The organism is Agromyces sp. NPDC057679 (genome assembly GCF_042799635.1).
Lineage (GTDB): Bacteria > Actinomycetota > Actinomycetes > Actinomycetales > Microbacteriaceae > Agromyces.
Genome location: NZ_JBHVIK010000001.1, coordinates 545,913 through 559,476 on the forward strand (window position 1 = coordinate 545,913; position 13,564 = coordinate 559,476).

The 13,564-nt window shown below is 71.4% G+C and carries 12 protein-coding genes and 1 tRNA gene; 3 read left to right on the plus strand and 10 right to left on the minus strand.

Annotated elements, in window-relative coordinates; all coding sequences use genetic code 11:
* Nucleotides 1-116 precede the first annotated feature (116 nt).
* Nucleotides 117-983, plus strand: coding sequence for a GyrI-like domain-containing protein (locus ACFVAJ_RS02385; RefSeq protein WP_376941195.1), 867 nt, complete (start codon nucleotides 117-119; stop codon nucleotides 981-983).
* Nucleotides 984-1,085: 102 nt separating this feature from the next.
* Here ACFVAJ_RS02385 and ACFVAJ_RS02390 read toward each other — a convergent pair.
* The 5 genes from ACFVAJ_RS02390 to topA form a co-directional block, all read right to left on the minus strand.
* A tRNA-Thr gene (locus tag ACFVAJ_RS02390) sits at nucleotides 1,086-1,158 on the minus strand.
* A 132-nt stretch (nucleotides 1,159-1,290) separates the two neighbouring features.
* On the minus strand, nucleotides 1,291-2,871 hold the full coding sequence (locus ACFVAJ_RS02395) for an alpha/beta hydrolase (protein WP_376941196.1): 1,581 nt from the start codon (nucleotides 2,869-2,871) through the stop codon (nucleotides 1,291-1,293).
* Entirely contained in the window at nucleotides 2,868-4,058 is a 1,191-nt protein-coding gene (locus ACFVAJ_RS02400) for a DNA polymerase III subunit delta' (RefSeq protein WP_376941197.1), read from the minus strand. The genes ACFVAJ_RS02395 and ACFVAJ_RS02400 overlap by 4 nt, the downstream gene beginning before the upstream one ends.
* Nucleotides 4,059-4,092: 34 nt before the next feature.
* Nucleotides 4,093-4,725, minus strand: coding sequence for a dTMP kinase (gene tmk / locus ACFVAJ_RS02405; protein ID WP_376941198.1), 633 nt, complete (start codon nucleotides 4,723-4,725; stop codon nucleotides 4,093-4,095).
* A complete protein-coding gene (topA, locus tag ACFVAJ_RS02410; protein WP_376941199.1) occupies nucleotides 4,722-7,499 on the minus strand; it encodes a type I DNA topoisomerase in 2,778 nt (925 codons plus the stop codon). The genes tmk and topA overlap by 4 nt, the downstream gene beginning before the upstream one ends.
* Before the next feature lie 208 nt (nucleotides 7,500-7,707).
* On the opposite strand from topA, the gene ACFVAJ_RS02415 reads away from it, so the two are divergent.
* Nucleotides 7,708-7,944 (plus strand): hypothetical protein, encoded by a 237-nt coding sequence (locus ACFVAJ_RS02415; RefSeq protein ID WP_376941200.1) that lies wholly within the window; start codon nucleotides 7,708-7,710, stop codon nucleotides 7,942-7,944.
* Nucleotides 7,945-7,973: 29 nt separating this feature from the next.
* Here the strand turns inward: ACFVAJ_RS02415 and ACFVAJ_RS02420 are convergent, their stop codons facing one another.
* The 5 genes from ACFVAJ_RS02420 to ACFVAJ_RS02440 are packed head-to-tail and all read right to left on the minus strand — an operon-like array spanning nucleotide 7,974 to nucleotide 11,111.
* Complete coding sequence (locus tag ACFVAJ_RS02420) at nucleotides 7,974-8,354, minus strand: Rv3654c family TadE-like protein (RefSeq protein WP_376941201.1); 381 nt, start codon at nucleotides 8,352-8,354, stop codon at nucleotides 7,974-7,976.
* Nucleotides 8,351-8,659 carry a TadE family type IV pilus minor pilin gene (locus ACFVAJ_RS02425; RefSeq protein WP_376941202.1) on the minus strand — a complete coding sequence of 103 codons (309 nt, stop codon included), beginning with the start codon at nucleotides 8,657-8,659 and terminating at the stop codon, nucleotides 8,351-8,353. The genes ACFVAJ_RS02420 and ACFVAJ_RS02425 overlap by 4 nt, the downstream gene beginning before the upstream one ends.
* Nucleotides 8,660-8,675: 16 nt before the next feature.
* Nucleotides 8,676-8,936: a DUF4244 domain-containing protein gene (locus ACFVAJ_RS02430; RefSeq protein WP_376941203.1), complete on the minus strand. Its 261-nt coding sequence runs from the start codon at nucleotides 8,934-8,936 to the stop codon at nucleotides 8,676-8,678.
* Between the two features lie 58 nt (nucleotides 8,937-8,994).
* Entirely contained in the window at nucleotides 8,995-9,996 is a 1,002-nt protein-coding gene (locus ACFVAJ_RS02435) for a type II secretion system F family protein (RefSeq protein ID WP_376941204.1), read from the minus strand.
* Complete coding sequence (locus ACFVAJ_RS02440; protein ID WP_376941205.1) at nucleotides 9,993-11,111, minus strand: TadA family conjugal transfer-associated ATPase; 1,119 nt, start codon at nucleotides 11,109-11,111, stop codon at nucleotides 9,993-9,995. The genes ACFVAJ_RS02435 and ACFVAJ_RS02440 overlap by 4 nt, the downstream gene beginning before the upstream one ends.
* A gap of 457 nt (nucleotides 11,112-11,568) precedes the next feature.
* On the opposite strand from ACFVAJ_RS02440, the gene acs reads away from it, so the two are divergent.
* Nucleotides 11,569-13,521: an acetate--CoA ligase gene (acs, locus tag ACFVAJ_RS02445; protein ID WP_376941206.1), complete on the plus strand. Its 1,953-nt coding sequence runs from the start codon at nucleotides 11,569-11,571 to the stop codon at nucleotides 13,519-13,521.
* Nucleotides 13,522-13,564: the final 43 nt, after the last annotated feature.

The window sequence follows — 13,564 nt, forward strand, 5'->3', positions numbered from 1 at the left end:
CGGGGAGACCCGGGCCCTTCGCATATCCGGCACCTCGTCGATTCCGACTCGATCGGACCGCAAGAGTAGGGTGCCGATCGTCGCGGCGAGCAAGGCTGGACGACGAAGGGAGCACCATGATCGCAGAACTGAACCGCCTGGTCGCGTACGTCGAGGATCGCCTCACCGACGACCTCGACGTGACCACGCTGGCGACGGGTTTCGGCACGACCGAGTACCACCTCCGCCGGATGTTCTCATCGTTGGCCGGCATGCCGCTCTCCGAGTATGTCCGGCGCCGCCGGATGACGGCCGCCGCGGCGGACGTCATCGGAGGCGGCGACCTGCTGGGCATCGCCGTGCGCTACGGCTACGGCTCGACCGAGGCGTTCGGCCGAGCGTTCCGATCGGTGCACGGCGTCGGCCCCGGCGACGTGCGGCGAGACGGCGGCCCCCTTCGAACGCAACCGCAGCTCAGGTTCCGCCTGACCGTCGAAGGGAACATCACCATGGACACTCGAATCGCAGATCGACCGGCATTCCGACTCGTCGGCCACGCAGCACGTGTGCCGCTCATCCACCACGGCGCCAATCCGCACATCCAGGCCCACATCGCCGCGCTGCCGGCATCGGAGCACTCCCGACTCAAGGACCTGGGCGACAGCGAGCCCGCGGGCCTGCTCCAGGTCAGCGACGATGTCGATCCCGATTACGCGGAGGGCAGCGAGCTGACCTACCTCCACGGGGTCGCCGTCACCGACCGGACGCGGGTGCCGGAGGATCTGGATGCGATCGACGTACCTGCCGGCAGCTGGGCGGTGTTCCGCACCGAAGGGGAGTATCCGGGAGCCCTGCAGGCGGCATGGGCGGCCACCGCGACGGAGTGGTTCCCGTCCAATCCCTGGCGGCTGCGCCCCGGTCCGTCGATCGTGGCGATCCTCGACCGGGCCCCCGACTTCAGCACGGCCACCTGCGAGTTGTGGCTCCCGGTCGAACGAGCCTGATCGAGACCGCCCGTCGGAGACGAACCCGGCGTCCCGGCGTCCCGGACAACGGAAGAAGCCCGGAACCCCGCGAGATCTGCGGAGTTCCGGGCTTCGTATCGGAGCCGCCTGTGGGAATCGAACCCACGACCTTCTCATTACGAGTGAGACGCTCTGCCGACTGAGCTAAGGCGGCGTGACGACCGGCGCGCGAGGCGCACCGACTGGCACGAGAGTCAATAGTAGCGGATGCGCGAGGCTCCCGATGACCACTCGGATCCGAGGTGCGGATGCCGCGCGGCGCTCACCCCGCGACATCCGCACCCGATCAGCACTCGGGGTCGCTCGCCGGCACTGTCCCGTCGATGAGATAGCTCTCGACCGCGCCGTTCACGCAGGAGTTCGACTTGTTGTACGCGGTGTGCCCCTCGCCCTCGTAGCTCACGAGCACGCCGCTCTCGAGCTGGTCGGCGAGGGCGACCGCCCACTCGTACGGGGTCGCCGGGTCGCCGGTGGTGCCGACGACCATGATCGGCGCGGCGCCCTCGGCATGGATCTCGGCCCGCTCGCGGTCGGACTGGTACGGCCAGTTGACGCAGCTGAGGTCGCCGTAGCCCATGTACGGGCCGATCGTCGGGGCGGCCTCGGCGATCGCCTCGGCCTTCTCGCGCATCACCGCCACGTCGGACTGGTAGGTGTAGTCGAGGCAGTTGATGGCCCGGAAGGCCTCGGTCGAGTTGTCGAGGTACGTGCCGTCGGGGTTGCGACCGTTGTAGCCGTCGGCGAAGGCGAGCGCCGGATCGGCGTCGCCGAGCATCGTGGCCTCGAGCATGTCGCTGAGGTACGGCCACGAGTCGGCGCTGTAGAGCGGGTAGATGATCGCCGTCAGGAGCGTGTCGGCGCCCACCATCCGCCCGTCACTGCCGCGCAGGGGGCTCTGGTCGACCGACGCGAGCAGACGCCCGATCTCGTCGCGCGACGCGTCGACGGTGCCGTCGAACGGGCAGTCGTCCGAGGCGAGGCAGTCTTCCAGGTAGGCGTCGAGCGCTCGCTCGAACCCGACGGACTGCGCCTTCGAGACCTCGAAGTCGCTCGCCGAGGGGTCGATCGCGCCGTCGAGCACGAGCCGGCCGACCTTCTCGGGGTAGAGCTCGGCGTAGGTCGCCCCGAGGAAGGTGCCGTACGAAAAGCCGAGGTAGTTCAGCTGCTCGTCGCCGAGGACCGCACGCAGCAGGTCCATGTCGCGCGCGGCGCTCTCGGTGTCGACGTTCGGCAGGAGGGCGCCGGTGTTCTCGTCGCAGGCCGCCCCGAAGTCGGCCGCGGCACTGCCGACGGCCTCGATCCACTCGTCGCTGCCGCGCTCCGCGGGCACGATGCCGTAGAGGTAGTCGTCCATCTCGGCGGCGTCGTAGCAGGCGACCGCCGAGGAGCGGCCGACCCCTCGCGGGTCGAAGCCGACGATGTCGAAGCGTTCCTGCAGGGGCTCGCCGACGGCGTAGTCGAGGGAGTCGAGCACGAAGTCGTAGCCCGAGCCCCCTGGGCCGCCGGGGTTCACGAGCAGCGACCCGACCTTCTCGCCGCTCGCCGCGTGACGCACGAGGGCGAGGTCGATCTCGCCCGCCGACGGGTCGTTCCAGTCGAGCGGCGCCTTCGCGGTCGTGCAGCCCATGCCGTCGCCGCAGCGCTCCCACTCGAGCACCTGCGTGTAGAACGGCTCGAGCTCGGCCGAGACCTCTTCGCCCGTGGGGGTCGACACCGGCGCCGACGGCTCGAGGAACGACGGCACGCACGCGCTCAGCGCGAGCACGGCGGCGAGCGCGACACCGACCGCCGCGAAGCGACGGCCCCGCGGCCTCCGCCCCCTCGGCTCGCGGTCCTGCGATCGTCGGACGGTGCTCGGTGCGCTCATGCGGCTCCTCGTTCGTGGTCGTTGGCTCTGACGGCGGAGACGAGCATCGCCTCGAGCGCGAGGGCGGGCTGCACGTTGCCCTCGATGCGCGTGCGCGCGGTCTGGATGGCATCGAGCGTCGCGAGCGTCCGCGCGGGCGTCGCCGCCGCGGCGGCCTGCTCGATGCCCGGCAGCAGCTCGCGATTGACGAGCGGGACCTCGGCCGCCAGCTGCACGAGCAGGATGTCGCGGTAGAGCGACGCGAGATCGACGAGGATCCGGTCGATGCCGTCGCGGAGGCTCCGGGTCGCCCGGCGCTTCTGATCGTCTTCGAGGGCCTTGATCTGCGGCCGGAGCGCCGGCGGAACCGCCTGCCCGGGGGCGATGCCGAGCGAGTGCAGCGCGTGCTCGCGCTCCTCGGCGTCGCGGAGCTCGGTGATCGCCTTCGCGTCGTCGCCGGCGATCTCGAGATACCGCGCCGCCGTCATCACCGCCGTCGCCGTCGAGCGCACCCGGAGCGCGAGCTGGAGCGTCTCGGCCCGGCGCTCGCGGGCCTCGGCGTTCGTGGCGAGCCGGTGCGCCATGCCGATGTGGCTCTGCGCCTCGCGAGCGGCGCGTTCGGCGAGCTCGGCGTCGACGCCGTCACGGCGCACGAGGAGTTCTGCGACGTCGGCGATGCTCGGCACCTGGAGGCGCACCGAGCGCACCCGCGAACGGATCGTCGGGATGAGGTCGGCCTCGCTCGGCGCGCAGAGGATCCAGACGGTGCGCTCGGGCGGCTCTTCGAGCTCTTTGAGAAGGAAGTTCGAGGTCTGCTCGGTCATGCGGTCGGCGTCCTCGACGATGATCACGCGGTGCCGGCCGATCGACGGCGCGTAGTGCGAGCGCTTCACGATGTCGCGCACGTCGTCGCGCTTGATGATCACGCCCTCGGTCGCGAGCACGTGCAGATCGGGGTGGCTGCGCGCGTCGACCTGGATCCGGGTCGCCTCGTCGCCGTCGGGGTCGCCCGAGATGAGCGCCGTCGCGAAGGCGTAGGCGAGATTGGATCGCCCCGAACCCGGTGGGCCGGTCACGAGCCACGAGTGCGTCATCTGCTGCGAACTGCCGCCGGATGCCTCGGCCCCACCGCCGCGCGCGGCCTCGGCCGCGGCGCGGAACACGGCGATCGCCGCGTCCTGCCCGGTCAGCTCGCTCCACACGCTCACGGCTCCACGCTACCTTCCGCCGCCGACGGCGGATTCAGCGGTCGCCCAGGAGCGCGCCGACCCGCTCGCGGATCGCGAGCGCGATCGCCTCGACCGGCTGCGCCGCGTCGACGACGAGGAACCGCCCGGGTTCGGCCTCGGCGAGTCCGAGATAGGCGGTGCGCACCCGGTCGTGGAACTCGGCGGCCTCGGCCTCGAGCCGGTCGTAGCGCGTGCGCGCCTCGTCGAGACGGCCTCGGGCCGCCGCGGCGTCGAGGTCGAGCAGCACGGTGAGGTCGGGCACGAGTCCCTCGGTCGCCCACTCGGAGATCCCGCGCACGGCTTCGGGGTCGAGCACGCGCCCCGCCCCCTGGTAGGCCACCGAGGAGTCGATGTAGCGGTCCTGGAGGACGACGTCGCCGCGCTCGAGCGCCGGCCGCACGACCGTCGCGACGTGATGCGCGCGGTCGGCCGCGTAGAGCAGCGCCTCGGCGCGCGGAGCGATGTCGCCGCGGTGGTGCAGCACGATCTCGCGCACCTCGACGCCGACCTCGGTGCCGCCCGGCTCTCGAGTGCGCACGACGGTGCGCCCCTGCCCGGTCAGCCACTCGCCGAGCAGTTCGGCCTGCGTGGTCTTGCCCGAGCCGTCGCCCCCCTCGAGGGTGATGAACAGACCCGAACCGCTCACTTCTTCGACGCCGCCTTCTTCGCGGCCGGCTTCTTGGCGGGCGCCTTCTTGCGCGGTGCGGCCGGCCCCTTGTCGCGCTTGATCTGCAGCAGCTCGACCGCGCGCTCGAACGTGATGTCCTCGACGGACTCGGCCCGCGGGATCGTCGCGTTCGTCGTGCCGTCGGTGACGTACGGGCCGAAGCGGCCGTCCTTCACCTTGATCGGCTTGCCGCTCACCGGGTCGTTGTCGAACTCCTTCAGGGCGCTCGACGCGCGGCGGGCGCCGTACTTCGGCTGGGCGAACAGCTCGAGCGCGCCGGCGAGGTCGATATCGAAGATCGCGTCCTCGCTGGGGAGCGTGCGGGTGTCGGCGTCCTTCTTGAGGTACGGGCCGTAGCGACCGTTCTGCGCCGTGATCTCGACACCCGACTCGGGGTCGGCGCCGACGACGCGGGGCAGGTCGAGCAGCTTCAACGCCGTCTCGAGGTCGATCTCCTCGGGGTGCATGCTCTTGAACAGCGACGCCGTGCGCGGCTTCGGGGCGGCTGCCTTCTTCGCGCCGCGCTTCGGCTTCGGCGCCTCGACGACCTCGCCGGTGGCGGTGTCGACGGTCGCCGCCGTCTCGGGCTCGGGCTCGAGCTCGGTGACGTACGGTCCGAAGCGGCCGTCCTTCGCGACGACCTGCTTGCCGTTCGCGGGGTTCACGCCGAGGACGCGGTCGCCCTGCACGGGCGCCTCGATGAGCTCTCGGGCCTTCGCCTCGGTGAGCTCGTCGGGCGCGAGCCCCTCGGGCAGGTTCACCCGGCGCGGCGTCGGCTCTCCGGTCGCGGAGGGTGCGGCGTCGGGGTCGACCGTCTCCAGGTAGGGGCCGTACTTGCCGATGCGCAGCGTGATGTCGGGCGCGATCGCGACCGAGTTGATCTCGCGCGCGTCGATCTCGCCGAGGTTGTCGACGACCTGACGCAGGCCGCGGTGCTTGTCGGAGCCGAAGTAGAAGCTCGAGAGCCAGTCGACCCGGTCGGCCTCGCCCGCGGCGATGTGGTCGAGGTCGTCCTCCATCTCGGCCGTGAAGTCGTACTCGACGAGGTCGCCGAAGTGCTCCTCGAGCAGGCGCACGACCGAGAAGGCGATCCAGCTCGGCACGAGCGCCTGGCCGCGCTGCGTGACGTAGCCGCGGTCGATGATCGTCGAGATGATCGAGGCGAAGGTCGAGGGCCTGCCGATGCCGAGCTCCTCGAGTCGCTTGACGAGGCTCGCCTCGGTGTAGCGCGGCGGCGGGCTCGTCTCGTGGCCCTTGGCCTCGAGCAGGTCGAGCGCGAGCTGCTGCCCCTCGGCCAGCTGCGGGAGCTTGGCGTCGCCCGAGGCGTCGTCGCGGTTGCGCTCCTCGTCGCGTCCCTCTTCGTAGGCGGCGAGGAAGCCGCGGAAGGTGATCACGGTGCCGCTCGCGGTGAACTCGGCGATCGTGCCGCCGATCTTCGTCGTCGGTGCGGCCGGGGCGGCGGCATCCGCCTTCGTCGGGCCGACCTCGATCGTGACGGTGGCCGTCTGGCCCTTCGCGTCGGCCATCTGCGAGGCGACGGTGCGCTTCCAGATGAGGTCGTAGAGGTCGAACTCGCGCCCGCGCAGTGCCCCCTGGAGCGAGGAAGGCGTGCGGAACACCTCGCCCGAGGGGCGGATGGCCTCGTGCGCTTCCTGGGCGTTCTTCGACTTGCCCGCGTACACGCGGGGCTTGTCGGGCACGGAGTCGGCGCCGTAGAGCGAGGTCGCCTGCGCACGCGCCGCCGAGATCGCCTGCTGCGACAGCGAGTTCGAGTCGGTACGCATATAGGTGATGTAGCCGTTCTCGTAGAGCGACTGCGCCACGCGCATCGTGTCCTTCGCCGAGAGGCGGAGCTTGCGAGCGGCCTCCTGCTGGAGGGTCGACGTGGTGAAGGGCGCCGCCGGCCGGCGCGAGTACGGCTTCGTCTCGAGCTTGGAGACGCGACGGGCGACCGTGTCGTCGCGGAGCGCCGACGCCAGCGCCTCGGCGGTCGCCTCGTCGATGACGACGGCCTTCGAAGTGAGCTTCCCGGAGTCGTCGAAGTCGCGGCCGGTCGCGATGCGCTCGCCGCCGACACGCACGAGCTTGGCGTCGAACGCGCTGCCCGGGGCATCCGTGGCGAAGGTGCCGATCAGGTCCCAGTAACCGGCCGCGACGAAGGCGAGGCGCTCGCGCTCGCGGTCGACGACGAGGCGGGTGGCGGCGGACTGCACGCGGCCGGCTGAGAGGCCGGGGCCGACCTTGCGCCAGAGCACCGGCGAGACCTCGTAGCCGTAGAGCCGGTCGAGGATGCGGCGGGTCTCCTGCGCGTCGACGAGCGCGGTGTCGAGTTCGCGGGTGTTGTCCTTCGCCTTCTGGATGGCGTCCTTCGTGATCTCGTGGAAGACCATGCGGCGCACGGGGACCTTGGGCTTCAGCTCCTGCAGGAGATGCCACGCGATGGCCTCGCCCTCGCGGTCCTCATCGGTGGCGAGCAGGAGTTCGTCGGCGTTCTTCAGCGCGCGCTTGAGTTCGGCGACCGTCTTCTTCTTCGAGTCGGAGACCACGTAGTACGGCTCGAAGCCGTTGTCGACGTCGACCGAGAACTTGCCGAGCGGGCCCTTCTTGAGCTCGGCGGGCAGGTTCTTCGGCTCGATGAGATCGCGGATGTGACCGACCGAGGACAGCACCTCGTACCCGTCGCCCAAGTACTGGGCGATGGACTTCATCTTGGTCGGCGACTCCACGATGACCAACTTCTTCGCGCCTGACACCAGACTCCTTCTGACCGTTCGAATGAGACGAGAACGCACAATATATGCCGCGCCCCCGAGCGGTGTGCCATGGCCGGCGGAACGCTCCGCCGACAGCCACACGATACACACCCTCGCCGGAAGTACGCCCACTCCACCGCGTCCAGTCGGCGGGACGCGACTCGCCGCGACCCCTTGCGCTTCGGCACGCCGGGAGGAGAATGGCGGCATGGACACGTCATCTCACGGCTCGTACACGGCCAAGCTGATCGACGGGCCGCTCGAGGGCAAGACCGTCGCGACGGCCTTCCTCGAATCCGGCGACCCCAGGCCCCGCCTCGAGCTCAACGCCGATGCGGGCAAGCGCTACGTCTACTCCCGCTCGGCCGGACGCGAGTTCGAGACGCCGGGCGACTCCCGCCCCTCGGCGGTCGACTACCGGTTCATCGAGACCGTCTTCGACTGATCGGCCCGGCTCGCCGCGCGGCGACGGGTTCACCCCGGCCAGCTCGGAGGGCCGGCGCGTGCCTCGGCCGTGAGCGCGAAGCCCGGCACCCCGGCGCGCACCGATACCTCGGCGATCGGGCCGTCGAGTTCGCACGAGACGAGTTCGACGCCGTTGCGCTCGGCGATCGCCGAGGCGAGCGCGCAGGGCGTTCCCGGTACGGCGCCGCTCGACGCGTCGGCGGCGGCGAGCGCGGCGGCGTCGGCCGCGTTCGCCGCGCGCTGCGACCCCACGAAGGCGCCGAGCACCGGCACCAGGAGCGCCGAGAGCCCGATGATCGCACCGACGAGGCCGAGCGCGACGACCGAGGCGGCACCACGGTCGTCGCGTCGGCCGTCGGGGCGATCCGGCAGACGGCTGCGCCGGCTCATCGTCCACCTCCGACGGCGCACGACTCGGCGCTCAGACGCACCGTGGAAAGGAGGCCCGCACCCGAGGCGGTGAGCCGCGCGCACACGAACTCCCCCTCCTCCGCGACCGCGAGCGCCGCGGCTCCGGCCACGCGCGCGGCGATCGCCTGCGCCGTGGCGCTCGACTCGCCTCGTCCGAGCGCCCGTGCGGCGTCGGCGGCCGCGTCGGTGAGCCGCACCTGCTGGGCCGCGAGCTGCACCGAGGCGAGGCATCCGGCGAGCGCGAGCGCGATCGCCGGCAGCGCGACGGCGAACTCCGCCGTCACGCTGCCCCGCTCCCGGTCACCCCACCGTGAGCGCATTCCGCACGAGATCGGTGAGGATGCCGCGCACCTCGTCACCGCGGAGGATGACGACGAGCAGGCCCGCGAAGCCGACCGCGGCCATGGTCGCGACCGCGTACTCGGCGGTGGCGGCGCCGCGTTCGCCTGCGAGGCGCCCGAGGAGCCGTCGCGCGGCGGATCGCTGCGGGGGCGGTTCGGCTCCGGTCTCGACGTCGCCCGATCGTGCGGGCTCGTCGACCCGGTCATCGGAGTTCTGCATGTGGTTCCCTTCAGTAGCGCCGGAGGCCCGGCGGATCGGCGGCACGAGTCCTGAGTCGTCACGAGGCATCGCCGAGGGTGCCGGTGACGACGGAGATCATGAGCGGCGCGACGCCGAGCAGCACGAAGGCCGGCAGCACGCAGAGTCCGAGCGGCAGCATGAGGCGCACGCCGAGTGCGGCCGCCCGCGCGGCACCCGCCGAGCGGGCGGCGCGGCGCACCCGGAACGACTCGGCCCGGAGGAGCTCGGCGACCGGGGCGCCCGCCCGGGCCGCGAGCGCGACGACCTCGTCGACGGCGCGGCCGTCGCCCGAGTGCGGCACGTGCGTGCGCATTGTCTCGCGGGTGAGGGCCCTGGCCCGCTCGACGGAGGCGCCGCTCGACATCGCGATCGCGAGCAGCTCGAGCTCGAGTCCGGCATCGGCCTGCGAGACCGACGCGGTGCGGGCGAGCCGGCGGTTCCATCCCGCTCCGGCCCAGAGCAGCAACGCGCCGAGCACGAGGCAGGCGAGGCCGACGGGATTGCCGAGCAGCACGCCGACGGTGTCGAAGCCGAGGGTCGCTCCGAACACGACCGCGATCGGCGGCAGCGCGGTGACGAGCCGGGCGCTGGCCGCGGGGCCGGCGAGCGCGGCGCCGACGTCGCGACGGAGCTGCGCCTCGTCGCGGAGCACGACGGCGAGGCTCCGCAGACTCGCGGCGAGCGGTGCGCCCGACTCGGCGGCGACCGACCACGCCGCGGCGAGCACCGGCCAGGCGAGGGAGGCCCCGGGGTGGGCCGCGCCTGCGACGGCGATCGCCGCGGCGACCGACTCCCCCTGCGACGCCGCCTCGGCGGCCGCGGCGAGCACCCGCGCGTCGCCGGAGGCGGCCGCGCAGCCGTCCGTGGTTCCCATCGCGCCCGCAGCGCCGTCCTCCGCGGACACGTGGCGCCAGGCACTCGAGGCCGGCACTCCCGCGGCGAGGAGCACGGCGAGGCGCTCGGTGATCGACGCGATCGCGTCGACCCCCGCGCCCGGGTCGGCCGCACGCCGGCGCAGGAGCTTCGTCAGCGCGATCACAGCGGCTCCACTCCGAGCCGATCGCCGCGCAGGGCGAACCGGCCGATCTGGGCGAGACGCCGGCGGCCGTCGACGCGTTCGAGGTGCAGCACGAGATCGAAGGCGCTCGCCGTCTGCCTGGCCACCGCGTCGGGCGAGAGCCCCGCGGTCGCGCCGAGCGCTTCGAGCCGTGCGGGGACGTCGGCGAGCGAGTTCGCGTGGAGCGTGCCGGCCCCGCCGTCGTGCCCGGTGTTGAGCGCGGCGAGGAGTTCGCGCAGCTCGGCGCCGCGGCACTCGCCGACCACGAGCCGGTCGGGGCGCATCCGCAGCGCCTCTCGGAGCAGCGCGTCGAGGCCGATGCGCCCGCTGCCCTCGAGATTGGCCTGGCGTGCTTCGAGCGAGACGACGTGCGGGTGCGCGAGCCGGAGCTCGGCGACGTCCTCGATGACGACGATGCGTTCGTGCGCGGGCGCACCGCTCAACATCGCGGCGAGCATCGTCGTCTTGCCGGTGCCGCCGGCACCGGTGACGAGCAGGTTCCGGCGGTCGCGCACCGCGCGCTCGAGCAGCTCGCGCTGCACGTCGTCGAGCATGCCGGTGGCCGCGAGCTCGGCGAGCGATCGACCGGCCGCCCTCGGGATGCGTACGGAGATGAGGGTGCCCCCGGTCGAGACGGGCGGCAGCACCACGTGCACGCGGATGCCGAGACCGAGCCGGACGTCGACCGTCGGAGTCGCCTCGTCGACGTGGCGTCCGCCGCGGGCGATGAGCTTCACGGCCAGCGCGCGGACCTCGGACTCCTCAGCCGCCCACCCGGACTCGCGGCGGGCGCCGCCGCCCCGGTCGACCCAGAGCCCGGCGCCGCCGTTGACGAACAGGTCGGTGACGGGCCCGTCGGCCGCGAACGGCGCGAGGGCGTCGAGCACGGCCAGATCGAGGTGGGATGCCGCGGCTCGCGTCTCCCCCTCCGTCGCCCCGAATCCGGACTCGAGGCCGGTGAGAATCTCGGTGAACCGGTCGATCGCCTCGAACTCGGAGGGCGTGTGCGACGACGACACTCGGCTGATCGACCGCGTACTCGGCACGGCGATCTCGGTCGTCTGCCACGAGGGCGTCGCCACGAAGGGGATGGACATGCGGCGAGCGTATGGAGCCGGGCGGGCCCCGAGGCATCCGTTCGAACGCGGAGAAGAAGAAATCCCCCTCCACGTCGTTGTGGAGGAGGATTCGACTCGCACCCGGGAGAGGTGCTCTTAACGAAAGGGGGCGGCACCCATTGGGGGGAACAGGTGCCGCCTCGGCAGCGCAAGGATTGGGGGGAATCGCGAGCGCTGCAGGCCTCGAAACGAGTGTTCGGGCGGTATTCAGTGTAGGGCCTCAGAATGAATGCGCAAGTATTTTTGTCCTCATTTGTGCGGACACACAGATTTCTCTGCGCAAAGGCACAGTAATACTCCGAAGCCGTGCACGGAAGTGCAAACCGACGATGTGTTTCCTCACTCGTCGAATGCATGCATGAGCGAGAGGTAGGGTGCTGCTTGGGGCAGGCGACCCAACCGATGAAACAGATCGCGAAGGAGCGACCGGAGAACCATGACCGTTCAGATCGATCACGCACTCGAGGAGATCAGGCGCTTCCGTCCGAGCCCCGAGTTCGCCGCCCAGGCCGTCGCCGGCCAAGAGCTCTACGAGTCGGCACGCGCCGACCGCCTCGGCTTCTGGGCCGACCAGGCGCGAGAGCTCCTCACCTGGCAGAAGCCCTTCACCCGCACGCTCGACTGGTCGAACCCGCCGTTCGCGAAGTGGTTCGACGACGGCGAGCTCAACGTCGCCGAGAACTGCCTCGACCGCCACGTCGCCGCCGGCCTCGGCGACCGCGTCGCGATCCACTTCGAGGGCGAACCCGGCGACAGCCGCGACATCACCTACGCCGAGCTCACCGACGAGGTCAAGCGCGCCGCGAACGTGCTCGAGGGCCTCGGCATCGGAGAGGGCGACCGCGTCGCCATCTACCTGCCGATGATCCCCGAGGCGATCGTCTCGATGCTCGCCGTCGCACGCATCGGCGCCATCCATTCCGTCGTGTTCGGCGGGTTCAGCTCCGACAGCCTCGCCTCGCGGATCGACGATGCCGAGGCGAAGCTCGTCATCACCGCCGACGGCGGGTACCGCAAGGGGCGGGTCTTCCCGCTCAAGCCGACGGTCGACGAGGCGATCGCCAAGTCCGCCGGATCGATCGAGAACGTGCTCGTCGTCAAGCGCACGGGCAACGAGGTCGACGTCGTCGACGGCCGCGACCACTGGTGGCACGACACCGTGGCCGAGGCCTCGGGCGAGCATGCGGCGAAGCCCTTCAACGCCGAGCACCCGCTGTTCATCCTCTACACGAGCGGCACCACCGGAAAGCCCAAGGGCGTCGTGCACTCGAGCGGCGGCTACCTCACCCAGGCCGCGTTCACCCACAAGAACGTCTTCGACCTGCACCCCGAGACCGACGTCTACTGGTGCACGGCCGACGTCGGCTGGATCACGGGCCACTCGTACGTCGTGTACGGCCCGCTCGCCAACGGCGCCACGCAGGTGGTCTACGAGGGCACCCCCGACACCCCGCACCCGGGTCGCTGGTGGGAGATCGTCGAGAAGTACAAGGTCTCGATCCTCTACACGGCGCCCACGGCGATCCGCTCGTTCATGAAGCTGGGCCGGCAGATCCCGCACCAGTTCAACCTGCGTTCGCTGCGCCTGCTCGGCTCGGTCGGCGAGCCGATCAACCCCGAGGCCTGGATCTGGTACCGCCACGTCATCGGCGGCGGCTCGATCCCCGTCGTCGACACCTGGTGGCAGACCGAGACCGGCGCGATCATGATCTCGGCGCTGCCGGGCGTCACCGACCTGAAGCCGGGTTCGGCGCAGGTGCCGGTGCCCGGCGTCTCGATCGACATCCTCACCGACGACGGCGCCCCCGTCGAAGGCGAGGAGGGCGGGCTCCTCGTCGTGACCGAGCCGTGGCCGTCGATGCTCCGCGGCATCTGGGGCGATCCCGAGCGGTTCAAGGAGACCTACTGGGAGAAGTTCGGCGACAAGTACTTCGCCGGCGACGGTGCGCGCCGCGATGAAGACGGCGACATCTGGCTGCTCGGCCGGGTCGACGACGTCATGAACGTCTCGGGTCACCGGCTCTCGACCGCTGAGATCGAGTCGTCGCTCGTCGCCCACCCGTGGACCGCCGAGGCCGCCGTCGTCGGCGCCTCCGACGAGACCACGGGCCAGGCGGTCGTGGCGTTCGTGATCCTCAAGGCGAGCCAGGCCGCGCACGGCGACGACGTCGCCGCGGCGTCGGAGGAGCTGCGCAAGCACGTCGCGACCCAGATCGGCGCGATCGCTCGTCCCCGCCAGGTGTTCATCGTCAACGAGCTGCCGAAGACCCGCTCGGGCAAGATCATGCGGCGCCTGCTGCGAGACCTCGCCGAGGGCCGTCAGATCGGCGACACGACGACGCTGGCCGACACCTCGATCATGCAGATCATCAGCGAGCAGGTGAAGTAGCCGCTCCGCGTCGCTCGCACGACGACGGATGCCCCGGCGGGAA

Bases quoted from the DNA above. Each gene is read 5' to 3' on its own strand.
- ACFVAJ_RS02430 (WP_376941203.1), bottom strand. From the start codon at position 8,936: ATGCAGAACTCCGATGACCGGGTCGACGAGCCCGCACGATCGGGCGAC.
- acs (WP_376941206.1), top strand. From the start codon at position 11,569: ATGACCGTTCAGATCGATCACGCACTCGAGGAGATCAGGCGCTTCCGT.
- ACFVAJ_RS02385 (WP_376941195.1), top strand. From the start codon at position 117: ATGATCGCAGAACTGAACCGCCTGGTCGCGTACGTCGAGGATCGCCTC.
- ACFVAJ_RS02420 (WP_376941201.1), bottom strand. From the start codon at position 8,354: ATGAGCCGGCGCAGCCGTCTGCCGGATCGCCCCGACGGCCGACGCGAC.
- ACFVAJ_RS02415 (WP_376941200.1), top strand. From the start codon at position 7,708: ATGGACACGTCATCTCACGGCTCGTACACGGCCAAGCTGATCGACGGG.
- ACFVAJ_RS02440 (WP_376941205.1), bottom strand. From the start codon at position 11,111: ATGTCCATCCCCTTCGTGGCGACGCCCTCGTGGCAGACGACCGAGATC.
- ACFVAJ_RS02395 (WP_376941196.1), bottom strand. From the start codon at position 2,871: ATGAGCGCACCGAGCACCGTCCGACGATCGCAGGACCGCGAGCCGAGG.